The sequence below is a fragment of the Streptomyces altiplanensis genome, assembly GCF_053591575.1.
On sequence record NZ_JBSFUB010000004.1, the window covers coordinates 1 to 24,200 of the forward strand.

The following is a 24,200-nucleotide window of genomic DNA, read 5'->3' on the forward strand; positions in this document are numbered from 1 at the left end:
AGCCGGTCGCCGCCCGCCAGGATCGCCGCCGCCAGCGCGTCCGCCGCCTCCTGGGCGGCGGCCTGCCTGCGGCCGTGCAGCAGGACGAAGTCCACGCCGCCGAGCTCCGGCAGGCCCGCCTTCGCCGGTACGGGGGCCAGGCCCGGCGGGATCAGGTCCCGGGTGTGGGGCATGACGCCGAGTCCCGCGCGGGCCGCCGCGATCAGGCCGCTGAGGCTGCCGCTCGTACAGGCGATGCGCCAGGGGCGGCTGTCCTCCTCCAGCACTTCCAGGGCGCGGGCCCGGGTGATGCCGGGCGGCGGGAAGACGATCAGCGGCACCGGGCGGCCGGGATCGAGGCGCAGGGACGGCGCGCCGATCCACGTCAGCGTCGACTGCCACACCAGCTCGCCGTGGGTGTCGCCGGGCCGCCGCTTGGCCAGGACCAGATCGAGCCGGTCCGCCTCCAGCCGCCGGTGCAGGGTGCCGGACAGCTCGACGGTCAGTTCCAGGTCGACCTCGGGGTGGTCCCGGCGGAACGACTCCAGGATTTCGGGCAGCCGGGTCAGGACGAAGTCCTCCGACGCGCCGAAGCGCAGCCGCCCCCGCAGCCGGGTCCCGGTGAAGAAGGCCGCGGCCCGCTCGTGGGCGCGCAGGATCGTACGGGCGAAACCGAGCATCGCCTCGCCGTCCACCGTCAGCTCCACCCGGTGCGTGTCGCGGGTGAACAGCCGGCGCCCCGTCGCCTCCTCCAGCCGGCGTACGTGCTGGCTCACCGTGGACTGGCGCAGGCCGAGGCGCCGGGCGGCCCGGGTGAAGCTCAGGGTCTGGGCGACCGCCAGGAAGGTGCGGAGCTGGGTCGGGTCGTACATGGAGCGACGGTAGCGCGGTCACCGCCGCCGGTCATCACCGATCGTGATGGCAGTGAGTTCGGTGTACGGGATTCCCGATCGCCCGGATCAGGCGGACCATGGAGAGGGCACGTACCGGACCGAGAGCAAGTGGAGCACATGAGCCGCCGCACGTTGCAGTTGCCGTCCTGGCTGCCTTTCGATCCCTACGTCCTCACGCTGATCGGAACGGTCGTCCTCGCGGCACTGCTGCCGGCGTCCGGCACGGCCGCCGACGCCGTGGGCGGGGTCTCGACGGGGGCCGTCGCGCTGCTGTTCTTCCTGTACGGCGCGCGGCTCTCCACCCGTGAGGCACTCGACGGACTCCGGCACTGGCGCCTGCATCTGACGGTCCTGGCCTGCACGTTCGCGCTCTTCCCGCTGCTCGGCCTCGCGGCGGGGGGCCTCGTCCCGTACGTCCTCACCCCTCAGCTGTACGGCGGCCTCCTCTTCCTCTGCCTGGTCCCCTCGACCATCCAGTCCTCGATCGCCTTCACCTCGATCGCACGCGGCAACGTGCCGGCGGCGATCTGCGCGGGCTCCTTCTCCAGCCTCGTCGGGATCTTCCTGACCCCGCTGCTCGCCGCGCTGCTGATCGGCGGCGGCGCGGGCGGCTTCTCGGCGGACTCGCTGTTCAGGATCGTGCTCCAGCTGCTGGTGCCGTTCGTGGCGGGCCAGCTCCTGCGCCGGTGGGTCGGCGGTTTCCTGGTGCGGCACAAGAAGGTGCTCGGGTATGTGGACCGCGGCTCGATCCTGCTCGTCGTCTACACCGCGTTCAGCCAGGGCGTGACCGAGGGCATCTGGCACCAGGTGAGCCCGGGCCGGCTCGGCGCGCTGGTGGGGGTGGAGGCGGTGCTGCTCGCGGCGATGCTGGCGCTGAGCTGGTACGGGGCGAAGCGGCTCGGCTTCGGGCGGGCGGACCGGATCGCGATCCAGTTCGCCGGGTCGAAGAAGTCGCTGGCGGCGGGGCTTCCCATGGCGAGCGTGCTGTTCGGGGCGGAGGCGAGCCTGGCCGTACTGCCGCTGATGCTGTTCCACCAGATGCAGCTGATGGTGTGCGCGGTGATCGCGAAACGGCGGTCGCGGGACGCGGCGGGGGAGGGCGCGGAGGCGGCACCGTCCGCGCCCTCCGTACCGGTGGCGGGGTGAGCGCCCCGCCTCCGCCCCGGCCTACCCGCACGTGCGCCCGCGCCTGCACCCGCGCCTGCATCCGTGCCCGCACTTGCACCCGTGCCCACCCCGCGCCTGGCAAGATCGTCGAGTGACTTCCGCGATACGTCCCCTCGGCCCCCGCCCCTGCGCCCTCACCGTGTGCCGCGGCTGCTGCTGCGGCGACGCCCGCAAGAACCCCGGTACGGACCACGAGGGCCAGCTGCGCCGTCTGCGCGACGCGGCCGCCGCGTCCGGCGGGACGCTCGCCGTGCGTACCAGCGACTGCCTCGGCCCGTGCGGTCAGGCCAACGTCGTGGTCGTCCAGCCCTCCACCGAGGGCCGCCGCAGAGGCGGGCGCGCGGCGTGGATCGGCTGGGCGCTGGACGACGACTGCACGGACGACATCCTGGCCTGGGTCGCGGCCGGCGGCCCCGGTGTCGCGAAGCCCCCGGCCACCCTCGCGCTCCAGTTCATCCCGCCCCCGGCCCAGGCCCGGCAGCGGGCCCGGCGCGGGCGGCGCTGACCGCGCCACCACGGAGAGGCCCGGCCGGCGCAGGGGGCGCTCCTCGCCGGCCGGGCCCGTATCCCGTGTCGCGGGGCGCGTCAGACCCCGGAGTGCAGGGCGATGCGCTCGTCGCCCGCGTACACGTTCATGTTCGGCCCGCGCAGGAAACCGACCAGTGTCAGGCCCGTCTCGGCCGCCAGGTCCACGGCCAGGGAGGAAGGCGCCGAGACCGCCGCCAGTACCGGAATCCCCGCCATCACCGCCTTCTGCGCCAGCTCGAAGGACGCCCGCCCGGAGACCAGGAGAACCGCACGGGACAGCGGCAGCCGGCCGTCCCGGAGCGCCCGGCCCACCAGCTTGTCGACCGCGTTGTGGCGGCCCACGTCCTCCCGTACGTCGAGCAGCTCACCCGTCTCCGAGAAGAGCGCGGCGGCGTGCAGCCCCCCGGTCCTGTCGAACACCTGCTGCGCCGCCCGCAGCCGGTCGGGGAGGCCGGCGAGCAGCTCGGGCGTCAGCCGGACCGGGGGAGTGTCGGCGATCGGGAAGCGCGCGGTCGTGCGTACCGCGTCGAGACTGGCCTTGCCGCACAGCCCGCACGACGACGTCGTGTAGACGTTGCGCTCCAGGGTGATGTCCGGGACGGGGACACCGGGCGCGAGCCTCACGTCCACGACGTTGTACGTGTTCACACCCTCCGCCGTCGCCCCCGCGCAGTACACGATCGACTGCACGTCGTCGGCGGCCGCCAGCACCCCCTCGCTCACCAGGAACCCCGCCGCGAGCGCGAAGTCGTCGCCCGGCGTCCGCATGGTGATCGCGAGCGGCTTGCCGTTCAGCCGGATCTCCAGTGGCTCCTCGGCGACCAGCGTGTCCGGCCGGGCGCTCACCGCCCCGTCCCTGACGCGGATGACGCGGCGGCGCTCGGTGACCCGTCCCATGGTGATCAGTCCCACTCACTTCTTCGTGATCTTCATGATCAGCGCTGTTGTACGTGCTGGTAGCCGAACCGGCCCTTGATGCACAGGTTGCCGTGGGTCACCGGGTTGTCGTGCGGCGAGGTGACCTTGACGATCTCATTGTCCTGCACGTGCAGTGTGGGGTTGCAGCCGACGCCGCAGTACGCGCACACCGTCGTCGTCTCCGTCTGGGACTCCTCGTCCCAGGTCCCCGCCGCCCGCGTGTCCGCCGGGTCGAGGATGTCCTGGAAGCCGGGCAGCCGGTTGGGTATGGCGCCCATGTCGCCGCCGCCCTGCACGTTGTTCTGGCCGCGCACCGGCTGCACCCGGCGCCGTACCGCCCGACATGACCGGTGAGCAGCGACAGGTTGATGAGGGCCCGGACGTTGTCGGTGCCGTTGTGGTGCTCGGTGATGCCCAGCGTCCAGCACAGCTGCGCCCGCCCGGCGGTCGCGTACGCGTGCGCGAGCTCGCGGATCGCGGCCGCCGGTCACCTTCTCCGCCGCCGACAGGGGCCACACCTCGACCAGTTCGGCGTACTGCGCGAAACCGCTCGTGGCGCGCTCCACGAAGGCGTGGTTCACCAGGCCCGCGTGGATGATCTCCCGCCCGATCGCGTGGGCCAGCGGGATGTCCGTCCCGACGTTGAGGCCGAGCCAGCCCTCCGCCCATTCGGCGGTCGAGGTGCGGCGCGGATCGACGGCGTACATGCGCGCGCCGTTCCTGATGCCCTTCAGGACGTGCTGGAAGAAGATCGGGGGCGCGAAGCGCGCGTTGGAGCCCCACATCACGATCAGGTCGGTGTGCTCCACCTCTTCGTACGAGGAGGTTCCGCCGCCCGAGCCGAAGGCCGCCGAGAGGCCGGCCACGCTCGGCGCGTGGCACGTCCGGTTGCAGGAGTCGACGTTGTTGGTGCCCACCACCACCTGCGTGAACTTCTGGGCGACGTGGTTCATCTCGTTGGTCGCGCGGGCGCACGACAGCATGGCGAAGGCGGGCGGCCCGTACGTCCGGGCCGCCCGCCGGAACCCGGCCGCGGCCCGCTCGCGCGTCGCAGCACGCCGCCCGGGTCGCGTACGAGCGGCTGTGTCAGCCGCGCGTACTGCTCGGGCTGTCTGTCTTTCTTCTTCACGGTGCGCTCCCGGTGGAGGAGGAGGTTTTCGCCGGCAGGTCGGCCAGTGCGTGCACGGCGCGCAGGGTCGGTACGGACGTGCCGGTGAGGCGGGCCAGTTCGACGACGGCGGCGAGCAGCACATCGAGTTCGAGCGGTTTGCCCTTCTCCAGGTCCTGGAGGGTGGACGTCTGGTGGTCACCGACGCGCTCGGCGCCCGCGATGCGCCGCTCCACGGAGATCCCGGGGCGGCAGCCGACGGCGGCCGCGACCTCCAGGGTCTCGCGCATCGTGGAGCGCGGCCCCGACATACGCGCCGATGGCTCCGGCGCCGACAACTGCGGCTTTCACGGGGCTCTCCGATCGGCTGAGGGACCGAGTGAGGGGGAGCGGGAAGAGTCGACAGAATATTGTCTACAGTATGCTTTTAGGGGGTCAAGGGTCGTGGACAGGCCGTGGTCAGCAGGAAGCTCCAAAGAGTCGGGAGCGAATCCTGTCGGTTCACCTGCCCTCGTACCGGTGAGTCACAAAGAAGACTGGACCGTTCCGACTGTCCGCAAAGAGGGGTGGAACCGCCAATGACCGGCTCACGAGTCGTCGCGCTCGGGCACTATCAGCCTGCCAAGGTGCTCACGAACGACGATCTGGCGGCCATGGTCGACACCAGTGACGAGTGGATCACCAGCCGGGTGGGCATCAGGACCCGCCACGTCGCCGGACCCGACGAGCCCGTCGACGAGCTCGCCGCGCACGCCGGCGCCAAGGCCCTTGCCGCCGCGGGTCTCACCCCCGCCGACATCGATCTCGTCCTGGTCGCCACCTCCACCGCGATCAACCGCTCCCCGAACATGGCCGCCCGCGTCGCGGCCCGCCTCGGCATGCCGTCGCCCGCCACGATGGACCTCAACGTCGTCTGCTCGGGCTTCACCCACGCCCTCGCGACGGCCGACCACGCGGTACGGGCCGGTTCCTCCGCCCGCGCCCTGGTCATCGGCGCCGACAAGATGGCCGAGATCGCCGACTGGACCGACCGCACCACCTGCGTACTCGTCGGCGACGGCGCGGGCGCCGCGGTCGTCGAGGCGTGCGCCGAGGACGAGGAGCCGGGGATCGGCCCGGTGCTCTGGGGCTCGGTGCCGGAGATGGGCCACGCCGTACGGATCGAGGGCACGCCCCCGCGCTTCGCCCAGGAGGGCCAGTCCGTCTACCGCTGGGCCACCACCCAGCTGCCGCCCATCGCCCGCAAGGTGTGCGAGCGGGCCGGGGTGACGCCGGAGGAACTGGCGGCGGTCGTCCTGCACCAGGCGAACCTGCGGATCATCGAGCCCGTCGCGCAGAAGATCGGCGCGGTCAACGCCGTGATCGCCCGCGATGTCGTCGAGTCGGGCAACACCTCGGCGGCCAGTATCCCGATGGCCCTGTCCAAACTCGTCGAGCGCGGTGAGATCGAGTCCGGCGCGCCGGTGCTGCTCTTCGGCTTCGGCGGGAACCTCTCGTACGCGGGCCAGGTCATCCGCTGCCCGTGACGCCCGTGGCGCGCCGCGCCCGGCCCCCGGCGCCGTCGGGGACCGGGCGCGCCGCGCCACGGACGAGCGGTGTCAGTGCAGCTCCGCGACCGCCGTGCGGGCCGTCCGCTTGAACGCGGGCACCGGCGCGTCGCTCAGGTCGCCCGTCCGTGCCCACTGCACGAGCGTCACGGTGCGGCCGTCCCTGCCCACGCCGATCAGGTGAACGCCCGGCTCGGAATCCGGCACCGACGTGTGGACGCCGTAGACGTGCGCCCCTTCCTCGACCGAGACCGGGCCGTAGTCCTGCCAGGACGCGGTGCCGCCGGGCGTGGCGCGCAGCCAGTCCGCCGCGCAGTCCGCGGCGGCCTTCCCGACGGCCGCGGCGAGGCGGCCGGCCGCCGCGGCGTCCTTCGCCCGCACCGTGACCTGCACCGCCCAGGTGTCCAGCTCCGTGCTGAAACCGCGGTGCCAGGTGCTGTCGCCGACGGGCACCACCCTCTCCAGGCAGAACGGCCGCGGGTCCGGCGCGCCACCGGTCACCCTCCCCGCCGACCAGGAGATCCCCTCGGCCTGCGGCAGGTCCCGGGCGGCGAGGAAGCCGGGCGGCGCGGAAGCGGGAGCGGCGGACCGGGCCTCGCTCGCGGCGGTGAGCGTCAGGGCGAGCGCGGCCGCCCCGAGGGTGGTGATGGCGGTCCTCAGGGGGCGGCGGCCGGTGCGGCGGCTGATGCGGTCTGCGGGCATGGATGCACCTCGTTCCGTGCGGTGGGTGCTGCCAGATTCGAGGCCGTGGGCCGCCGTGGCAACGACCGGCGCGCAGCCGGGGTGGCGAGGATCTCGGCATGGCGAAGATTGCACTCGGTAGACTGTAGACGATAGCCAATTACCGCTCGCCGATGTTGGCCAGAAGGGGACCGCGATGTTGTCCGCAGGACTGCCGCAAGGGACCGTACCCAAGCTGGAGAGGCCGGGGCCGCTCCGCGAGCGCGTGTACGAGGCGCTGCTCGAACTCATCACGACCCGGGCCCTGCGGCCCGGCCAGCACCTGATCGAGAGCGAACTCGCCGGACACCTGGGGGTGTCCAGGCAGCCGGTGCGCGAGGCGTTGCAGCGGCTCAACACCGAGGGGTGGGTCGATCTGCGGCCCGCGCAGGGCGCGTTCGTGCACGAGCCCACCGAGGAGGAGGCCGACCAGCTCCTCTCCGTCCGTACGCTCCTCGAGGCGGAGGCGGCCAGACTCGCCGCCGCCAACGCGGGGTCCGCCGGCATCGCCGCGCTCGAAGAGGTGTGCGCCCGGGGCGAGCAGGCCGTCGCCGACGACGACGTGGACCTCGCCGTGTCGCTCAACGCCCAGTTCCACGCCAAGGTCATGGAGCTGGCGGGCAACGCCGTCCTCAGCGAACTGGCGGCGCAGGTGGGCCGGCGCGTCCGCTGGTACTACACCCCCGTCGCCCGGCAGCGCGGCAGGCAGTCCTGGACCGAGCACCGCGCGCTGATCGCCGCGATCTCCGACCGCGACGAGCGGCGCGCCACCGAGGTCATGCGGGCGCACACCGAGCACACCCGCACGACCTACCACCAGCGCGAGGCCCGATAGCCCCACGCCGGAGGACCGGGGCCCGGGGCGCGACCCCCGGGCCCCGTGTGCTGCCCGGGAAACCGGCTTTGTCCTCGGTGTGGAGAAAGTTGAGGCGGATTCCTGCTCAACTTCTTCCCACTCCCGGCACCCGCTGCTACGTTCCCCTCCAAAGCCCGACGGAGAACGGCCGACAGGCAGGGAGGGGCACGTGAGGCGGATGACGGCGCGACCCGCGAACGCGCATCAGGCGCGACTGCTCCGTCTGCTGCGTGACGGCGGACCCAACTCCCGTGCCCAGCTGGGCGACCAGGTCGACCTCTCCCGTTCGAAACTCGCCGTCGAGGTGGACCGGCTGCTCGACACCGGCCTGGTCGTGGCCGACGGCCTCGCCGCCTCGCGCGGCGGCCGCCGCTCGCACAACATCCGGCTCGCGCCCGGCCTGCGCTTCCTCGGCATCGACATCGGCGCCACCTCGATCGACGTGGCCGTCACCAACGCGGAGCTGGAGGTGCTCGGCCACCTCAACCACCCCATGGACGTGCGGGAAGGCCCGGTCGCCATCTTCGAACAGGCCCTCGCCCTGGCCGCCAAGCTCAGGGCGTCCGGCCTCGCCGAGGGCTTCGACGGGGCGGGCATCGGGGTACCGGGCCCGGTCCGCTTCCCGGAGGGCGTGCCGGTCGCGCCGCCGATCATGCCCGGCTGGGACGGCTTTCCCGTACGCGAGGCGCTCAGCCAGGAACTGGGCTGCCCCGTCATGGTCGACAACGACGTGAACCTGATGGCGATGGGGGAGCAGCACGCCGGCGTCGCACGCTCCGTCGGCGACTTCCTCTGCGTCAAGATCGGCACCGGTATCGGCTGCGGCATCGTCGTCGGCGGCGAGGTCTACCGCGGTACGACCGGCAGCGCCGGCGACATCGGCCACATCCAGGTCGAACCGGAAGGCCGCGCCTGCGCCTGCGGCAACAAGGGGTGCCTGGAAGCCCACTTCAGCGGCGCCGCGCTCGCCCGCGACGCCGAGGACGCGGCCCGCTCCGGCAGCTCACCCGAACTGGCCGCGCGGCTCGAAGCGGCGGGGCGGCTCACGGCCGTCGACGTCGCCGCGGCCGCGGCGGCCGGCGACGCCGCCTCGATCGACCTCATCCGCGAGGGCGGCAACCGCGTCGGCCAGGTCATCGCCGGACTCGTCAGCTTCTTCAACCCCGGCCTCGTGGTGATCGGCGGCGGGGTGACCGGCCTCGGCCACACCCTGCTCGCCAGCGTCCGCACCCAGGTCTACCGCCAGTCGCTGCCCCTGGCGACCGGCAACCTGCCCATCGTCCTGGGCGAACTGGGGCCCGCCGCCGGCGTGATCGGCGCGGCCAGGCTCATCAGCGACCACCTGTTCTCGCCTGCCTGATCCCGGCCGGCGCCCGTACGACCCCGTACGACCCGCACAGCACCACCGCACACGGGCGGCTTCGCCGTGCCCAGATCCGTCCTGCCCAGATCCGTCCTGCCCTGCTCCTGCCCTGCTCGCTCACCGGCCGCCGCACCAGCCGAGGGGAACCGTCATGGCACCACCGCAAGCAGCCCCACCCCTTCTTCTCACGATGTCCGGCATCACCAAGTCCTTCCCCGGCGTCCGCGCCCTCGACGGCGTCGACCTGGAGGTCCAGGCGGGCGAGGTCCACTGCCTGCTCGGCCAGAACGGCGCCGGCAAGTCCACCCTCATCAAGGTGCTCGCGGGCGTGCACCAGCCCGACGGCGGCGAGATCACCTGGCAGGGCGCCCAGGTCACCCTCAGGTCGCCCATCGCCGCCATGCGCCTCGGCATCGCCACCATCTACCAGGAACTCGACCTGGTGGAGGGACTGTCGGTCGCGGAGAACATCTTCCTCGGCCACGAACCGACCACCGCGGGCTTCGTCGTACGGGGCAAGGAAGCCCGCGCGTCCGCGACCGCCCTGCTCAAGCGCCTCGGCCACCAGGAGATCGACTCCGGCTCCCTCGTCGGCTCGCTCTCCGCCGCCCAGCAGCAGATCGTCTCCATGGCACGGGCGCTCTCCCACGACGTACGGCTCATCGTGATGGACGAGCCGTCCGCCGCCCTCGACCCCGACGAGGTCGAGAACCTCTTCCGCATCGTCGCGGCGCTCACCGCGGACGGCGTCGCCGTCGTCTACATCTCCCACCGGCTGGAGGAGATCCGGCGCATCGGCGACCGCGTGACCGTGCTCAAGGACGGCCGCGCGGTCGCGGTCGGACTGCCCGCCAAGACGACCCCGACCCGCGAGGTCGTCTCCCTGATGACCGGCCGCGACGTCGGGTACGTCTTCCCCGAGCGGGTGGCGGCCGCGGGCGGGGACCCGGCCGCCGGACCCGTGCTGCGGGTCGAAGGGCTCGCCAGGGAAGGGGAGTTCGCGGCTCTCGACCTCGACGTCCGCCCGGGTGAGATCGTCGGCCTCGCCGGTCTCGTCGGCTCCGGGCGCTCCGAGGTACTGGAGACGATCTACGGGGCGCGCCGGCCCAGCGCCGGCCGCGTCCTCGTCGACGGGCAGCCCCTGCGCCCCGGCAGTGTCCGCGCCGCCGTCCGCGCCGGCATCGGGCTCGCCCCCGAGGAACGCAAGGCCCAGGGCCTGCTGATGCTCGAATCCGTCACCCGCAACGTGTCCGTGTCGACCCTGTCCCGCTTCTCGCGCGGCGGCTGGCTCGACCGTACGGCCGAACGCGGGGCCGCGCAGGCCGCCACCCGTGAACTGTCCCTGCGCCCCGACAACCCCGACGCCCCCGTCCGCACCCTCTCCGGCGGCAACCAGCAGAAAGCCGTACTCGCCCGCTGGCTGCTGCGCGGCTGCCGGGTGCTGCTGCTCGACGAACCGACGCGCGGCGTCGACGTCGGGGCGCGTGCCGAGCTGTACGCCGTGATCCGCAGGCTGGCCGACGAAGGCCTCGCCGTACTTCTCGTATCCAGCGAAGTCCCGGAAGTCCTGGGGCTCGCCGACCGGGTGCTCGTCCTCAAGGAAGGGCGCGTCGTCCACACCGCGCCCGCCCGCGAACTCGACGAACACCGCGTACTCGACCTCGTGATGGAAGGGAGCTCGACGCCATGACGCAGCCCGTCTCGCCGGCGCAGCAGCAGGACGGACCGGCCGCCACCCCGGCCAAGCCGCCCACCCAGCGGCCGGCCCGGCACAAGCTCGGGCTGCGCCTCGACGTACGCAACCTGTCGCTGCTCGGCGTACTCGCCGTCCTCGTCCTCGTCGGCGGCATCACCAAGCCCGACCAGTTCCTGGACAGCAGCAACCTCCAGCTCGTCCTCACCCAGGCGTCCGTCATCGGCGTCGTCACCGTCGGCATGACCTTCGTCATCACCAGCGGCGGCATCGACCTGTCGGTGGGCGCGATCGTGGCGCTCGCCTCGGTGTGGGCGACGACGCTGGCGACCCAGGAGTACGGCTTCGCGGGCATCCTCTTCACGGCGGTGGTCGTCGGGCTCGCCTGCGGGCTCGTCAACGGACTGCTCATCGCGTACGGCGGGATGGTGCCGTTCATCGCGACGCTCGCCATGCTGGCGTCGGCCCGCGGCCTCGCCCTGCAGATCACCGACGGCAAGACGCAGATCGTCACCGTCGAATCGGTGCTCGACCTGGGCATTCCCGACTCGTACGTGCTCGGCGTACCGCCGCTGGTCTGGGTGTTCGCCCTCGTCACCGTCGTCGGCTGGCTGCTGCTCAACCGCACCACCTTCGGCCGGCGCACGGTCGCGGTCGGCGGCAACGCGGAGGCGGCCAGGCTCGCCGGCATCGACGTACGGCGCCAGCGTCTCTACCTCTACCTGCTGTCCGGACTGTGCTGCGGCATCGCTGCCTTCCTGCTGATCGTCCTGTCCGGCTCGGGGCAGAACACCAACGGCAACCTGTACGAACTCGACGCCATCGCGGCGGCGATCATCGGCGGGACGCTGCTCAGCGGCGGCCGGGGCACGATCGTCGGCTCCGTGCTCGGCGTCCTCGTCTTCACCACCATCACCAACATCTTCGCGCTCAACAACCTGCAGAGCGACGTACAGCAGATCGCCAAGGGCGCGATCATCGTCGCCGCCGTACTGGTCCAGCGCCGCACCGCGCGCCACGGCGAGGCCTGACCCCGCCCCCTGCTCCGCCCGTACTCGTACGACCTGACCTGAAGGGTTGGAACCGTCATGCCACAAACCAGTCGCAGAGGACTCCTCTTCGGCACCGCGGCCGTGTCCGCCGGCGCCCTGCTCACCGCCTGCACCAGCAACGAGCCGAAGAAGAAGGAGCCGGCCGCCGGCAACGAGCCGGCGGCCACCGGCGACAAGCCCGGCAAGCCGGTCACCATCGGGTTCGCGGGCCCGCAGGCCGACCACGGCTGGCTCAACGCCATCAACGAGAACGCCAAGTCGCGCGCCGGGAAGTACTCCGAGGTGACCCTGGAGATCACCGAGGGGTCGAACGACACCGCGGCGCAGATCGGCCAGGTCCAGACGCTGATCAACAAGAAGGTCGACGTCCTGGTGATCCTGCCGGCCGACGGCAAGGCCCTCACCCAGGCCGGTCTCCAGGCGATGAAGGCGGGCATCCCCGTCATCAACCTGGACCGGATCTTCGCGTCGCCGCAGGCGTACCGCTGCTGGATCGGCGGCGACAACTACGGCATGGGGCTCAACGCCGGCAACTACATCGGCGAGCAGCTCAAGGACAAGAAGAACGCCAAGGTGGTGGAGCTGGCCGGCCTCGACAACCTGGAGCTGACCAAGCAGCGCAGCCAGGGCTTCGCGGACGCCCTCAAGAACTACCCCAACATCGAGCGCGTCGCCCGCCAGGCGGCCGACTTCACCGTCGAGTCGGGCCAGGCCAAGATGGCCCAGCTGCTCCAGGCGCAGAAGCAGTTCGACGCGCTGTGGAACCACGACGACGACCAGGGCGTGGGCGCCCTGCGCGCCATCCAGCAGGCCGGGCGCGACGACTTCCTGATGGTCGGCGGGGCCGGGGCGAAGGCCGCGATGGACGCCATCAAGGCGGACAACAGCGTGCTGAAGGCCACCGTCCTCTACCCGCCCACCATGGCCGCCTCCGCCATCGACCTGGCCCGCGCGCTCGGCCAGGGCAAGGGTGTGGGCGGCATGTCGGAGCTGGAGATCCCGGCGTCGATCACCCTCTACTCGGCCGTCGTCACCAAGGACAACGTCGACCAGTACCTGCCGACCGGCTTCAGCTGACCGGGCCGCGCCGCCAGCCCCCACCGTGCGAGTGACGAGTTCGAGGAGGAATCCGTATGGCCGGTAAGGAAGAGACGGAGACAGGTGCGCAGGCGACAGCCGGGGCCGTGTCCGGCGCGCCGCCGACGCTCGGCGTCGGCATGGTCGGATACGCGTTCATGGGAGCGGCCCACTCCCAGGGCTGGCGCACCGCGGGCCGCGTCTTCGACCTGCCGGCGCGGCCGGTCCTCGCGGCCGTCTGCGGACGCGACCGTACGGCCGTACGGGCGGCGGCGGACCAGCACGGGTGGGCCGCCGCCGAGACCGACTGGCGGGCCCTGATCGCCCGGGACGACGTGCAGATCGTCGACATCTGCACCCCGGGCGACAGCCACGCGGAGATCGCCGTCGCCGCCCTGGAGGCGGGCAAGCACGTGCTGTGCGAGAAGCCGCTGGCCAACTCGGTCGCCGAGGCCGAGACCATGACGGCCGCCGCCGGACGCGCCCGGGCCCGTGGCCAGGTGGCGATGGTCGGCTTCAACTACCGCCGGGTGCCCGCCATGACGTACGCCCGCCGGATGATCGCGGAGGGCAGGCTCGGGGCGCTGCGGCACGTACGCGTCACCTACCTCCAGGACTGGCTCGTCGACCCGGAGTTCCCGCTGACCTGGCGGCTCCAGCGGCAGCACGCGGGCTCGGGCGCGCTCGGCGACCTGGGCGCGCACATCGTGGACCTCGCGCAGTTCCTGGCGGGGGAGCCGCTGGTGGGGGTGTCCGCGCTGACCGAGACCTTCGTACGGTCCAGGCCCCTGCCCGCCGGGGCCACGGCGGGGCTCTCGGGGGCCGGGGGCGCCGAGGCGCGGCGCGGTGAGGTGACCGTCGACGACGCGGCGCTGTTCACGGGGCGCCTCGCCTCGGGGGCGCTGGCCTCCTTCGAGGCGACGCGGACGGCCGCGGGGCGCAAGAACGCGCTCAGCATCGAACTCAACGGTGAGCGCGGTTCGCTGGCCTTCGACCTGGAGCGGCTGAACGAACTGTCCTTCCACGACCACACCGAGCCGGCGGTCACCGCCGGGTTCCGCCGGATCCTGGTGACCGAGCCCGGGCACCCGTACCTGGAGGGGTGGTGGCCGCCCGGTCACGCCCTGGGGTACGAGCACACCTTCGTGCACCAGGCGCGCGATCTGGTGCACGCCATCGCCACCGGCACCGAACCGCGGCCGTCCTTCGCGGACGGGCTGCAGGTGCAGCGGGTGCTGGCGGCGGTGGAGGAGAGCGCAGAGAAGAACGCCGTCTACACACCCGTACCCCTGTAGGAGGTCGTCTCCGTATGCCACGTCCCTTCACGCTCTTCACCGGCCAGTGGGCCGACCTGCCCCTGGAAGAGGTCTGCCGGCTCGCCCGCGACTTCGGTTACGACGGGCTCGAACTCGCCTGCTGGGGCGACCACTTCGAGGTCGACAGGGCCCTGAACGAGCCCGGCTACCTCGACGGGCGCCACGCCCTGCTGGACAAGTACGGACTCACGTGCTGGGCCGTCTCCAACCACCTGGTGGGCCAGGCGGTCTGCGACGCGCCCATCGACGAGCGCCACCGGGCGATCCTGCCGGCACGGATCTGGGGCGACGGCGAGCCCGAGGGGGTGCGGCAGCGGGCCGCGGCGGAGATGGCCGACACCGCGCGCGCCGCGGCGGCCTTCGGGGTCCGTACGGTCGTCGGTTTCACCGGATCGTCGATCTGGCACCTGGTGGCGATGTTCCCGCCGGTGCCGCCGCACATGATCGAGCGGGGGTACGAGGACTTCGCCGAGCGCTGGAACCCGGTCCTGGACGTCTTCGACGCGGAGGGGGTGCGCTTCGCCCACGAGGTGCACCCCAGCGAGATCGCGTACGACTACTGGACGACGAAGCGGGCGCTGGAGGCGGTCGGGCACCGGCCGGCCTTCGGGCTGAACTTCGACCCGAGCCACTTCGTGTGGCAGGACCTGGACCCGGTCGGCTTCCTCTACGACTTCCGCGACCGGATCTACCACGTGGACTGCAAGGAGGCCCGCAAACGCCTCGACGGCCGCAACGGCCGCCTCGGCTCCCACCTGCCCTGGGGCGACCCGCGCCGCGGCTGGGACTTCGTCTCCGCCGGACACGGCGACGTCCCGTGGGAGGACGTCTTCCGGATGCTGCGCTCGATCGGGTACGAGGGACCGGTCTCGGTGGAGTGGGAAGACGCCGGCATGGACCGCCTCACCGGAGCCCCGGAAGCGCTCGCCACGCTGAAGCGCTACGACTTCGACCCGCCGTCGGCCTCGTTCGACGCCGCGTTCGGGGGCGGCGACTAGGTTTTACGCACGGGTCGCTGCCCCGGGCCCCGCTCCTCGATCACCGGAGGGGCTGAGATTGCCGCGTCGCGGCACCCTCCAGTCCCTCCGGCGCCCGAGGGCAGGTCCAGGCTGCCCGGATACGGCTTTGTCCTGCGGCGGGAGAAAGTTCAACTTACTTGCTGTGCAAGGCCTTTCCGTTCCGGACGAACGGGGCTACCGTCCCTGAGGTGTACAGGACATGAATGGGTCCGGTGTGACGGCGCACTCCGGTTCCACTTCCCGCGACAGAGAGCTTCCCCGCCCGGCGTGGTGCAGGACGAGCACCGCCCGGCCCACTCCCGGAGGACACTCGTGCACAGGAAACGGCTCAGAGCCGGATCGGCCCGAAAGACCCTCGCACTCCTCACCGGCGGCCTCCTCGCCGCCACCTCACTGACCCTCACCGCCACCGCTGCCGAAATGCCCGCACCGGACAGCGGCGCCGCCGCGTCCGCCGCGGCCGCCGCCGAGGACTTCCAGCAGGTCACCCTCGCCAAGGGCGAGCCCGAGACGGGCGAACCCATGTCGCTCGCGGTGCTCCCCGACCGCAGCGTGCTGCACACCTCGCGCGACGGCGAGCTGCGGATGACCGACAGCGCGGGCAACACCCGCGTCGTCGGCACGATCCCGGTCTACTCGCACGACGAAGAGGGCCTCCAGGGCATCGGCATCGACCCGGGGTTCAGCGAGAACCGGCAGATCTACCTCTACTACGCGCCCCCGATGGACACCCCGGCGGGCGACGCCCCCAACGAGGGCACCGCCGCCGACTTCGCGAAGTTCGACGGCGTCAACCGGCTCTCACGCTTCGTACTCAAGGCCGACGGCACCCTCGACAACGCCAGCGAGAAGAAGATCCTCGACGTACCCGCCACCCGTGGCATCTGCTGCCACGTCGGCGGCGACATCGACTTCGACGCGCAGGGCAACCTCTACCTGTCGACCGGCGACGACTCCAACCCCTTCGCCTCCGACGGCTTCACCCCCATGGACGAGCGTCCGGACCGCAACCCGGCGTACGACGCGCGCCGGACCTCGGGCAACACGAACGACCTGCGCGGGAAGATCCTCCGTATCAAGGTGAACGAGGACGGCTCGTACACGGTTCCCGAAGGCAACCTCTTCGCTCCCGGCACCGACAGGACGCGCCCCGAGATCTACGCCATGGGCTTCCGCAACCCCTTCCGCTTCAGCGTCGACCAGGCCACCGGTGTGCTGTACGTCGGTGACTACGGCCCCGACGCCGGAGCCGCCGACCCCAAGCGCGGCCCGGCGGGACAGGTCGAGTTCGCCCGCGTCACCAAGCCCGGAAACTTCGGCTGGCCCTTCTGCACCGGCAAGAACGAGGCCTATGTCGACTACGACTTCGCGACCAAGGAGTCCGGAGCGAAGTTCGACTGCGCCGCGCTCAAGAACACCTCGCCGCACAACACCGGTCTGACCGACCTGCCGCCCGCCCAGGAGGCATGGATCCCGTACGACGGCGGATCGGTCCCCGAGTTCGGCACCGGGTCCGAGTCCCCGATGGGCGGCCCCGTCTACCGGTACGACAAGGACCTCGACTCCCCGGTGAAGTTCCCCGAGGCGTACGACGGCGACTTCTTCGCGACCGAGTTCGGCCGGCGCTGGATCAAGCGCATCGAGCAGGACGCCGACGGCGCCGTACAGTCCATCAACCCCGTCCCGTGGACCGGTACCCAGGTCATGGACTCCGCCTTCGGCCCCGACGGCGCGCTCTACGTCCTCGACTACGGCACCGCATGGTTCGGCGGCGACGAGCACTCCGGCCTCTACCGCATCGAGAACGCCACCGGCGGCCACTCGCCGGTCGCGGAAGCCGCGGCGGACAGGACGTCGGGCCAGGCCCCGCTGCGCGTGAAGTTCTCGTCGGCCGGGACGACGGACTCCGACGGCGACGCCCTGAAGTACTCCTGGGCCTTCGGCGACGGCGGTACGTCGACGTCGGCCAACCCCACGTACACCTACAAGAAGAACGGCACGTACACCGCGACCGTCACCGCCAAGGACGCCACGGGGCGGACCGGATCGGCGAGCGTGCAGGTCGTCGTGGGGAACACCGCGCCCAAGGTGACCCTCGAACTGCCCGGTGACGGCCAGCTCTTCACCTTCGGCGACGAGGTGCCGTTCAGGGTGAAGGTCACCGACGCGGAGGACGGCGCGATCGACTGCTCGAAGGTCAAGGTGTCGCACTTCCTCGGCCACGACAGCCACGGCCACAAGATCACCGAGGCGTTCGGCTGCACCGGAACCATCAAGACCACCGCCGACGGCGAGCACGACCCGAACGCCAACATCTTCGGCGCGTTCGACGCGGAGTACACGGACAAGGGCGCCGGCGGCCAGGCGCCGCTGACCACCCACGACCAGGCCGTCACCCAGCCCAAGCACCGCCAGGCCGAGCACTTCTCGAAGTCTTCGGGCGTCACCGTCCTCAACAAGACGCCCGCACACGGCGGCAAGGCCGTCGGCGACATCGAGAACGGCGACTGGATCGCCTTTGAGCCCTACCGGATCGGCGACGCCACCTCCCTCACCGCGCGGATCTCGTCCGGCGGCGCGGGCGGCACGCTCGAAGTCCGCACCGGATCGCCCGACGGCAGGCTCGTCGGATCGACCGTCGTGCCGGTGACCGGCGGCTGGGAGACCTTCCAGGACGTCACCACCACCATCAAGCGGCCCCCGGCCGGGACCACCACCCTCTACCTCGTCTTCAAGGGCGGCGCCGGAGCCCTCTACGACATCGACGACTTCACCCTCTCCACGGCGAAGGGCGACGCCACACCCAAGAAGCGGATCCTCGTCTTCTCCAAGACCGCCGGCTTCCGCCACGACTCCATCGGGGCGGGCATCACGGCCCTCAAGGAGCTCGGCGCGCAGCGCGGCCTCGCCGTGGACGCCACCGAGGAGGCGAAGCAGTTCACCCCCGAGAACCTCGCCCGCTACGACGCGGTCGCCTTCCTCTCGACGACCGGTGACGTGCTGAACGCCAACCAGCAGACGGTCTTCGAGCAGTACGTCGCCGACGGCGGCGGCTACCTGGGCATCCACGCCGCCGCCGACACCGAGTACGACTGGAAGTTCTACGGCGGACTCGTCGGCGCGCACTTCCACTCGCACCCGCAGATCCAGAAGGCGACCGTGCGCGTCGAGGACCACGACCACCCCGCCACCGCACACCTGGACAGCAGCTGGCAGCGCACCGACGAGTGGTACAACTACCGCACCAACCCGCGTGAGCAGGCCCGCGTCCTGGCCACCCTCGACGAGACCACCTACACCGGCGGCACCATGAAGGGCGACCACCCGATCGCCTGGTGCCAGCCGTACGAGGGCGGACGCTCCTTCTACACCGGCGGCGGCCACACCAAGGAGTCGTACGCCGAACCGGCCTTCCGCAAGCACCTGCTGGGCGGAATGCTCTACGCCGCCGGAATCGCCAAGGCCGACTGCAAGCCCTCCAAGGGCTACCGGCCGATCTTCAACGGCGAGACCTCCGAAGGGTGGAAGCAGGCGGGTCCCGGCTCCTTCGAGATCAAGGACGACCGCACGCTGAACTCCGTCGGCGGCATGGGTCTGCTCTGGTACCAGGCCAAGGAACTCACGTCCTACTCCCTGAAGCTCGACTGGAAGATGACCGGTGACGACAACTCCGGGATCTTCGTGGGCTTCCCGGCCTCCGACGACCCGTGGTCGGCCGTCGACAAGGGGTACGAGATCCAGATCGACGCCTCGGACGCCCCGGACCGGACCACCGGATCCGTGTACGGCTTCAAGGCGGCGAACACCGCCGCACGGGACGCCGCGCTCAACCCGCCGGGGGAGTGGAACACGTACGAGATCAGGGTCGAGGGAGAACGGCTGCGCGTCTTCCTCAACGGAGCCAAGATCAACGACTTCACCAACACCGACCCCGCGCGGAGCCTGGCCCAGGGACACGTCGGCATCCAGAACCACGGTGCCGGCGACGACGTCTCGTTCCGCAACATCAAGGTCAAGGAGCTGCCGGCGGCAGACGGCTCCTAGCTCCTGGACCGGCACGACCGCCAGGACCGGTGGCGGGCGGGAGCACGCCGAGCCCCCGCCCGTCACCTTCTGGCACGCGTGTACTTCCCCATCTCTTCACCGCTCTGGCAGGGAGGCAGCCCGTGACCACCCCATCCGAAGACACAACGGCGCACACGGCACGGACCGGAGTGTGGTTCGTCGGAGCACGCGGTTCCGTCGCCACGACCGCCGTCGCGGGCTGCGCGGCGCTCACCGCGGGACTCCACACGGCGGACGGCATGGTCACCGAGACCCCGCCGTTCGCCGGGAGCGGCCTTCCGCCGCTCTCCTCCCTCGTCTTCGGCGGGCACGACACGGCGAGCTGCCCCCTGCCCAAGCGGGCCGAGGAACTGGAGGCGGGCGGCGTCCTGCCGCACGGTCTGGCCTCGGCCGTACGCAGCGAACTGGCCGCGGCGGAACGGGAGATCCGGACCGGTGGCCCGCTGCCGGGCGACACGCGCGGCGACGAGGAGCTCATCGCCGCGTTCGCCGCGGACCTGCTCGGCTTCGCACACCGGCGGCGGCTCGACCGGGTCGTCGTCGTCAACGTCGCCTCCACCGAACCCGCACCCGCGGACCACACGCTTCCGCCGAGCTCCCTCTACGCGGCGGCGGCGCTGCGGGCCGGCTGCCCGTACGTCAACTTCACCCCCTCCACCGGGCTGCGCGCCGAAGCCCTCCGAGGCGCCGTCGCGGCCAGCGGCCTTCCCCACGCGGGACGCGACGGCAAGACGGGCCAGACGCTGCTCCGTTCCGTACTCGCCCCGATGTTCATGCAGCGCGCCCTGTCCGTACGGGCATGGTCCGGCACGAACCTGCTCGGCGGCGGGGACGGTGCGGCGCTGGCCGACCCGGCCGCGGCCGCGGCCAAGAACGCGGGCAAGAACCGCGTCCTGACCGACACCCTCGGCACGCTTCCCCAGGGCGAGGTCCACATCGACGACGTACCGGTGCTCGGCGACTGGAAGACGGCCTGGGACCACATCGCCTTCGAGGGGTTCCTGGGATCACGGATGACGCTCCAGACGACGTGGCAGGGGTGCGACTCGGCGCTCGCGGCGCCCCTGGTCCTGGACCTGGCCCGGCTGCTGGCCCGCGCCCACGAGGCGGGCATCTCGGGCCCCCTGCCGGAGCTGGGCTTCTACTTCAAGGACCCGGACGGCGGCCCGGCGGCGCTGGGGGAGCAGTACGAGGCGCTCCTGGCCTTCGGGGCCCGCCTGCGGGAGGCCCGATGACGCCCACGCGCACCACCGCGTGGGCGGAACTCCTGCGCGTATCGGCGCTGTTCACCGTGGTGGGCGACGCGGTGGCGGGCGCGGCGTCCGCCGGGGTGCGCCCCAACCGGGGCACCGCGCTGGCCGTCGGGGCTTCGGTGTGCCTGTACGAGGCGGGCATGGCCCTGAACGACTGGGCGGACCGGGCCGAGGACGCGGTGGACCGCCCGCACCGCCCGATCCCCTCGGGCCGCGTCACCCCCCGGGCCGCCCTGGCGGCGTCGTGCGCGCTGACGGCGGCGGGCCTCGCCCTGGCGGCCGGGGCGGGACGGCCGGCCCTGGGGGTGGCCGTCCCGCTGGCCGCCACGGTCTGGGCGTACGACCTGCGCCTGAAGCACACCCCGGCGGCCCCCGCCGCGATGGCGGCGGCCCGGGCCCTGGACCTGCTCCTCGGCGCGACGGCCACGCGGGCGAACGGGCCCGGTCCGGCGGGGACCGGTTCTCGCGGCGCGGCCCGGTCCGGGCCGCCCCCGGGAAAACCAGCCCGTCGAGGGGGACCCTCCCCCGCTCCCGAGGCTCTGGGGGAGTCCGTGGGCCGGGGCCCGGTGCGGAGCCCCGGTGCGGGGAGCGGGCTCCGCCGGGCACGCCCCGGTCCCGCGGGGGGCGCGGCCCGCGACCTCGGTGCGCGGGACACCCTGACCGCCGCCGCGGTGCTCGGCGCGCACACCTACGCCGTCACGGCGGTCTCGCGCCGCGAGACGCAGGGCGGCTCGACGGCCGCGCCGCTCGCCGCCCTCGCGGCGACCGCCGTACTGGCCACCCTGGCCGCCCGCGAACGCCCCGGCGCCACGAGCCGCGCCCCGTACGCCCCCGCCTTTGCTGCCTCCCGCCACGGAGCGGTACGCCTCGCCACCCGCCTGGCGACCCCCGCCGCCCTCGCGGCCGCCGCCTACTTCCGTACCGCGGCCAAGCCCCTCCTCCACGCCGCGCTCAACCCCTCCCCGCCCCTCACCCAGCGCGCTGTGGGCGGTGGGATCCGGGCCATGATCCCGTTGCAGGCGGCGCTCGCGGCCCGCAGCGGCGCGGCCGGGGCCGGGGCGGCGCTCATGGGACTCGTACCCGTCGCCCGGAAGCTGTCGCGAAAGGTGAGCCCCACATGAGCCCCGTCCCCACTCCCGCCCCCACCCCCACCCCCATCCCCGCTCCCGCCCCCGTCCCCGCTCCCGTCCGCTTCGGCTACGGCACCAACGGCCTCACCGACCTCCGCCTGGACGACGCCCTCGCCCTCCTCGCCGGCCTCGGCTACGACGGTGTCGGCCTGACCCTCGACCACATGCACCTCGACCCCCTCGCCCCCGGACTCGCCGCCCGCACCGGCCAGGTCGCCCGCAGACTGTCGCGGCTGGGCCTGGGCGTGACCGTCGAGACCGGTGCGCGGTACGTCCTCGACCCGCGCCGCAAGCACGGCCCGTCCCTGCTCGACCCGGACCCCGGAGGCCGCGCCGCCCGCACCGGGCTGCTTCTCACGGCGGTACGCGTCGCCGCCGACCTGGGCGCCCACGCCGTGCACTGCTTCAGCGGCGTCACCCCGGCGGACACCCCGCCCGGCACCGCCTGGCAGCGGCTGACGGAGTCGCTCGCCCCCGTCATCGACGCCGCCGCCACCGCCGGCGTACCGCTCGCCGTCGAGCCCGAACCCGGGCACCTCCTCGCCACCCTCGCCGACTTCCACCACCTGCGCCGCGCCCTCGGCGACCCGTCCCCCCTCGGCCTGACCCTCGACATCGGCCACTGCCAGTGCCTGGAACCGTCCTCGCCCGCCGACTGCGTACGCGAGGCCGCGCCCTGGCTGCGGCACGTGCAGATCGAGGACATGCGGCGCGGCGTGCACGAACATCTGCCGTTCGGCGAGGGCGAGATCGACTTCCCGCCCGTCCTGGAGGCACTCGCGGCCACCGGCTACCAGGGCCTGACGGTCGTCGAACTGCCCCGCCACTCGCACGCCGGCCCCGACCTGGCCGCACGCTCCCTCGACTTCCTCCGCACGGCACTGCCCACCGGACAGGCCCTCCCGACAGGAGGCGCACGATGCTGACCGGGCTGACCGGGCTGACCGACGGCGCACCGCCCGCCGCCCTCCAGGCCGCACTCGAAGAACGACTCGCCGGCGCGGACCGCGCCTGGCTGCACGAGGCCCTGGCCGAAGCGGAGGCGGAGGCCGAGGCGGAAGCCGGGTCGCCCGGACCGGCGGACCGCCCCCAGTGGTCCCTACCCACCTGGGAGACCCGCTTCGCCGAAGCAGGCCGCCACTGCCACCCGGCCCAGGCCGGCCCGTCCGGCACACCCGGCCCACCCAACCCGCCCGGCCCGGGCGCCCAGGACCTGGCCGACGCCGCCCGCGTCCTCCTCCTGCACGCCGTACGGGCCGACCACGCCACCGCCACCCGGCTCTACACCCACGGCACCGCGGCCGAGCGCCGCGCGGTCCTGCTCGCGCTGCCGCACCTGAGCGACGTATCCGCCGGTTCCGCGCTCCCGCTGGTCGAGGACGCGCTGCGGACGAACGACACACGCCTGGTCGCCGCCGCGGTCGGCGGGTACGCCGCCGCCCATCTCGATCAGCACGCCTGGCGGCACGCCGTCCTCAAGTGCCTGTTCACCGGCGTCTCCGTCGGCGCCGTCGCGGACCTGGCCGGCCGGGCCGCCGGCGATGCCGAACTGGCCCGGATGCTCCGTGACTACGCCGCCGAGCGCACCGCCGCCGGCCGCCCGGTCCCGGAGGACCTGGACCGTGTCCTGGCTCTTACGGCCGCCCCCACCCAGGAGTCCTGATGCGCATCTTCGACCCCCACATCCACATGACCTCCCGCACCACCGACGACTACGAGGCGATGTACGCCGCCGGGGTGCGCGCCGTGGTCGAGCCGTCCTTCTGGCTCGGCCAGCCCCGTACCTCGCCGGCCAGCTTCTTCGACTACTTCGACGCGCTCCTCGGCTGGGAGCCCTTCCGCGCCTCCCAGTACGGCATCGCCCACCACTGCACGATCGCCCTCAACCCCAAGGAGGCGAACGACCCCCGCTGCGTGCCCGTGCTCGACGCGCTCCCCCGTTACCTCGTCAAGGACGGGGTCGTCGCGGTCGGCGAGATCGGCTACGACTCGATGACCCCCGCCGAGGACACCGCCCTGGCCGCCCAGCTCCAGCTGGCCGCCGTCCACGGGCTGCCCGCCCTCGTCCACACCCCGCACCGCGACAAGCTCGCCGGTCTGCGCCGCACCGTCGACGTCATCCGTGAATCGGACCTCCCCCCGGACCGTGTCCTCCTCGACCACCTCAACGAGACAACCGTGAAGGCCGCCGCCGACAGCGGCTGCTGGCTCGGCTTCTCCGTCTACCCCGACACCAAGATGGACGAGGAGCGCATGGTCGCGGTGATCAAGGAGTACGGCACGGAGAAGGTGCTGGTGAACTCCGCCGCGGACTGGGGGAAGAGCGACCCCCTCAAGACCCGCCGGGTCGGTGACGCCCTGCTTGCCGCGGGTTTCGGCGAGGACGACGTGGACCAGGTCCTGTGGCGCAACCCGGTCGCCTTCTACGGTCTCAGCGGCCGCCTCCAGCTCGACGTGCCCGGCGCCCCCGCACCTCTCCACGAAGGCAACTCCATCCTCCGCGGCGGGGAGTGAAC

At 72.5% G+C, this 24,200-nt stretch carries 19 protein-coding genes and 2 pseudogenes; 16 read left to right on the top strand and 5 right to left on the bottom strand.

What is annotated here, in order from left to right; genetic code table 11:
- Positions 1 to 851 (bottom strand): LysR substrate-binding domain-containing protein (locus ACWD0Y_RS02530; RefSeq protein WP_450258643.1); only part of this gene is annotated, 851 nt, incomplete at its 3' end.
- Positions 852 to 989: 138 nt separating this feature from the next.
- Between ACWD0Y_RS02530 and ACWD0Y_RS02535 the strand changes: the two genes are divergently transcribed.
- Positions 990 to 2,018, top strand: coding sequence for a bile acid:sodium symporter family protein (locus ACWD0Y_RS02535; RefSeq protein ID WP_450258644.1), 1,029 nt, complete (start codon positions 990 to 992; stop codon positions 2,016 to 2,018).
- Between the two features lie 112 nt (positions 2,019 to 2,130).
- Positions 2,131 to 2,544, top strand: a complete 414-nt coding sequence (locus tag ACWD0Y_RS02540; protein ID WP_450258645.1) for a (2Fe-2S) ferredoxin domain-containing protein — start codon at positions 2,131 to 2,133, stop codon at positions 2,542 to 2,544.
- Between the two features lie 80 nt (positions 2,545 to 2,624).
- On the opposite strand, the gene fdhD is transcribed toward ACWD0Y_RS02540, so the two are convergent.
- The 3 genes and pseudogenes from fdhD to ACWD0Y_RS02555 all read right to left on the bottom strand — a co-directional run.
- Entirely contained in the window at positions 2,625 to 3,464 is an 840-nt protein-coding gene (fdhD, locus tag ACWD0Y_RS02545) for a formate dehydrogenase accessory sulfurtransferase FdhD (protein ID WP_450258771.1), read from the bottom strand.
- 38 nt (positions 3,465 to 3,502) lie between these two features.
- Positions 3,503 to 4,614: pseudogene (locus tag ACWD0Y_RS02550) on the bottom strand (molybdopterin-dependent oxidoreductase).
- Positions 4,611 to 4,883, bottom strand: a pseudogene (locus tag ACWD0Y_RS02555) (ketopantoate reductase C-terminal domain-containing protein); the annotation flags it as partial. The pseudogenes ACWD0Y_RS02555 and ACWD0Y_RS02550, both read right to left, overlap by 4 nt.
- A 288-nt stretch (positions 4,884 to 5,171) precedes the next feature.
- Here ACWD0Y_RS02555 and ACWD0Y_RS02560 point away from each other — a divergent pair.
- Entirely contained in the window at positions 5,172 to 6,119 is a 948-nt protein-coding gene (locus ACWD0Y_RS02560) for a beta-ketoacyl-ACP synthase III (RefSeq protein ID WP_450258646.1), read from the top strand.
- Between the two features lie 72 nt (positions 6,120 to 6,191).
- Here ACWD0Y_RS02560 and ACWD0Y_RS02565 read toward each other — a convergent pair whose 3' ends face one another.
- Positions 6,192 to 6,842 carry a hypothetical protein gene (locus tag ACWD0Y_RS02565; RefSeq protein WP_450258647.1) on the bottom strand — a complete coding sequence of 217 codons (651 nt, stop codon included), beginning with the start codon at positions 6,840 to 6,842 and terminating at the stop codon, positions 6,192 to 6,194.
- A gap of 175 nt (positions 6,843 to 7,017) precedes the next feature.
- Here ACWD0Y_RS02565 and ACWD0Y_RS02570 point away from each other — a divergent pair, with 175 nt between their 5' ends.
- The 13 genes from ACWD0Y_RS02570 to ACWD0Y_RS02630 all read left to right on the top strand — a co-directional run bounded on the left by ACWD0Y_RS02570 (position 7,018) and on the right by ACWD0Y_RS02630 (position 24,198).
- Positions 7,018 to 7,695, top strand: a complete 678-nt coding sequence (locus ACWD0Y_RS02570) for a GntR family transcriptional regulator (protein WP_450258648.1) — start codon at positions 7,018 to 7,020, stop codon at positions 7,693 to 7,695.
- Positions 7,696 to 7,894: 199 nt separating this feature from the next.
- Positions 7,895 to 9,076: an ROK family protein gene (locus ACWD0Y_RS02575; RefSeq protein WP_450258649.1), complete on the top strand. Its 1,182-nt coding sequence runs from the start codon at positions 7,895 to 7,897 to the stop codon at positions 9,074 to 9,076.
- Between the two features lie 193 nt (positions 9,077 to 9,269).
- Complete coding sequence (locus tag ACWD0Y_RS02580; protein WP_450258650.1) at positions 9,270 to 10,769, top strand: sugar ABC transporter ATP-binding protein; 1,500 nt, start codon at positions 9,270 to 9,272, stop codon at positions 10,767 to 10,769.
- Positions 10,766 to 11,803 carry an ABC transporter permease gene (locus ACWD0Y_RS02585; protein WP_450258651.1) on the top strand — a complete coding sequence of 346 codons (1,038 nt, stop codon included), beginning with the start codon at positions 10,766 to 10,768 and terminating at the stop codon, positions 11,801 to 11,803. Before ACWD0Y_RS02580 ends, ACWD0Y_RS02585 begins: the two co-directional genes overlap by 4 nt.
- A 57-nt stretch (positions 11,804 to 11,860) precedes the next feature.
- A complete protein-coding gene (locus ACWD0Y_RS02590; protein WP_450258652.1) occupies positions 11,861 to 12,901 on the top strand; it encodes a substrate-binding domain-containing protein in 1,041 nt (346 codons plus the stop codon).
- A 56-nt stretch (positions 12,902 to 12,957) separates the two neighbouring features.
- Positions 12,958 to 14,196 (top strand): Gfo/Idh/MocA family protein, encoded by a 1,239-nt coding sequence (locus ACWD0Y_RS02595; protein ID WP_450258653.1) that lies wholly within the window; start codon positions 12,958 to 12,960, stop codon positions 14,194 to 14,196.
- A 14-nt stretch (positions 14,197 to 14,210) separates the two neighbouring features.
- Positions 14,211 to 15,215: a sugar phosphate isomerase/epimerase family protein gene (locus ACWD0Y_RS02600; RefSeq protein WP_450258654.1), complete on the top strand. Its 1,005-nt coding sequence runs from the start codon at positions 14,211 to 14,213 to the stop codon at positions 15,213 to 15,215.
- Positions 15,216 to 15,548: 333 nt separating this feature from the next.
- Positions 15,549 to 19,280, top strand: a complete 3,732-nt coding sequence (locus tag ACWD0Y_RS02605) for a ThuA domain-containing protein (protein WP_450258655.1) — start codon at positions 15,549 to 15,551, stop codon at positions 19,278 to 19,280.
- Between the two features lie 122 nt (positions 19,281 to 19,402).
- Positions 19,403 to 20,536, top strand: a complete 1,134-nt coding sequence (locus ACWD0Y_RS02610; RefSeq protein WP_450258656.1) for an inositol-3-phosphate synthase — start codon at positions 19,403 to 19,405, stop codon at positions 20,534 to 20,536.
- Positions 20,533 to 21,675 carry an SCO3242 family prenyltransferase gene (locus ACWD0Y_RS02615; RefSeq protein ID WP_450258657.1) on the top strand — a complete coding sequence of 381 codons (1,143 nt, stop codon included), beginning with the start codon at positions 20,533 to 20,535 and terminating at the stop codon, positions 21,673 to 21,675. Before ACWD0Y_RS02610 ends, ACWD0Y_RS02615 begins: the two co-directional genes overlap by 4 nt.
- Complete coding sequence (locus tag ACWD0Y_RS02620; RefSeq protein ID WP_450258658.1) at positions 21,672 to 22,610, top strand: sugar phosphate isomerase/epimerase family protein; 939 nt, start codon at positions 21,672 to 21,674, stop codon at positions 22,608 to 22,610. Before ACWD0Y_RS02615 ends, ACWD0Y_RS02620 begins: the two co-directional genes overlap by 4 nt.
- The gene (locus ACWD0Y_RS02625; protein ID WP_450258659.1) at positions 22,604 to 23,347 is read left to right on the top strand and encodes an EboA domain-containing protein; all 744 of its coding nucleotides are present in this window, start codon (positions 22,604 to 22,606) and stop codon (positions 23,345 to 23,347) included. Before ACWD0Y_RS02620 ends, ACWD0Y_RS02625 begins: the two co-directional genes overlap by 7 nt.
- The gene (locus tag ACWD0Y_RS02630; protein ID WP_450258660.1) at positions 23,347 to 24,198 is read left to right on the top strand and encodes a TatD family hydrolase; all 852 of its coding nucleotides are present in this window, start codon (positions 23,347 to 23,349) and stop codon (positions 24,196 to 24,198) included. Before ACWD0Y_RS02625 ends, ACWD0Y_RS02630 begins: the two co-directional genes overlap by 1 nt.
- Positions 24,199 to 24,200: the final 2 nt, after the last annotated feature.

What these genes read in the sequence shown, in the direction of transcription:
- ACWD0Y_RS02535 (WP_450258644.1), top strand. Translation starts at nt 990, where the DNA reads ATGAGCCGCCGCACGTTGCAGTTGCCGTCCTGGCTGCCTTTCGATCCC.
- fdhD (WP_450258771.1), bottom strand. Translation starts at nt 3,464, where the DNA reads ATGGGACGGGTCACCGAGCGCCGCCGCGTCATCCGCGTCAGGGACGGG.
- ACWD0Y_RS02560 (WP_450258646.1), top strand. Translation starts at nt 5,172, where the DNA reads ATGACCGGCTCACGAGTCGTCGCGCTCGGGCACTATCAGCCTGCCAAG.
- ACWD0Y_RS02565 (WP_450258647.1), bottom strand. Translation starts at nt 6,842, where the DNA reads ATGCCCGCAGACCGCATCAGCCGCCGCACCGGCCGCCGCCCCCTGAGG.
- ACWD0Y_RS02570 (WP_450258648.1), top strand. Translation starts at nt 7,018, where the DNA reads ATGTTGTCCGCAGGACTGCCGCAAGGGACCGTACCCAAGCTGGAGAGG.
- ACWD0Y_RS02575 (WP_450258649.1), top strand. Translation starts at nt 7,895, where the DNA reads ATGACGGCGCGACCCGCGAACGCGCATCAGGCGCGACTGCTCCGTCTG.
- ACWD0Y_RS02580 (WP_450258650.1), top strand. Translation starts at nt 9,270, where the DNA reads ATGTCCGGCATCACCAAGTCCTTCCCCGGCGTCCGCGCCCTCGACGGC.
- ACWD0Y_RS02585 (WP_450258651.1), top strand. Translation starts at nt 10,766, where the DNA reads ATGACGCAGCCCGTCTCGCCGGCGCAGCAGCAGGACGGACCGGCCGCC.
- ACWD0Y_RS02590 (WP_450258652.1), top strand. Translation starts at nt 11,861, where the DNA reads ATGCCACAAACCAGTCGCAGAGGACTCCTCTTCGGCACCGCGGCCGTG.
- ACWD0Y_RS02595 (WP_450258653.1), top strand. Translation starts at nt 12,958, where the DNA reads ATGGCCGGTAAGGAAGAGACGGAGACAGGTGCGCAGGCGACAGCCGGG.
- ACWD0Y_RS02600 (WP_450258654.1), top strand. Translation starts at nt 14,211, where the DNA reads ATGCCACGTCCCTTCACGCTCTTCACCGGCCAGTGGGCCGACCTGCCC.
- ACWD0Y_RS02615 (WP_450258657.1), top strand. Translation starts at nt 20,533, where the DNA reads ATGACGCCCACGCGCACCACCGCGTGGGCGGAACTCCTGCGCGTATCG.
- ACWD0Y_RS02620 (WP_450258658.1), top strand. Translation starts at nt 21,672, where the DNA reads ATGAGCCCCGTCCCCACTCCCGCCCCCACCCCCACCCCCATCCCCGCT.
- ACWD0Y_RS02625 (WP_450258659.1), top strand. Translation starts at nt 22,604, where the DNA reads ATGCTGACCGGGCTGACCGGGCTGACCGACGGCGCACCGCCCGCCGCC.
- ACWD0Y_RS02630 (WP_450258660.1), top strand. Translation starts at nt 23,347, where the DNA reads ATGCGCATCTTCGACCCCCACATCCACATGACCTCCCGCACCACCGAC.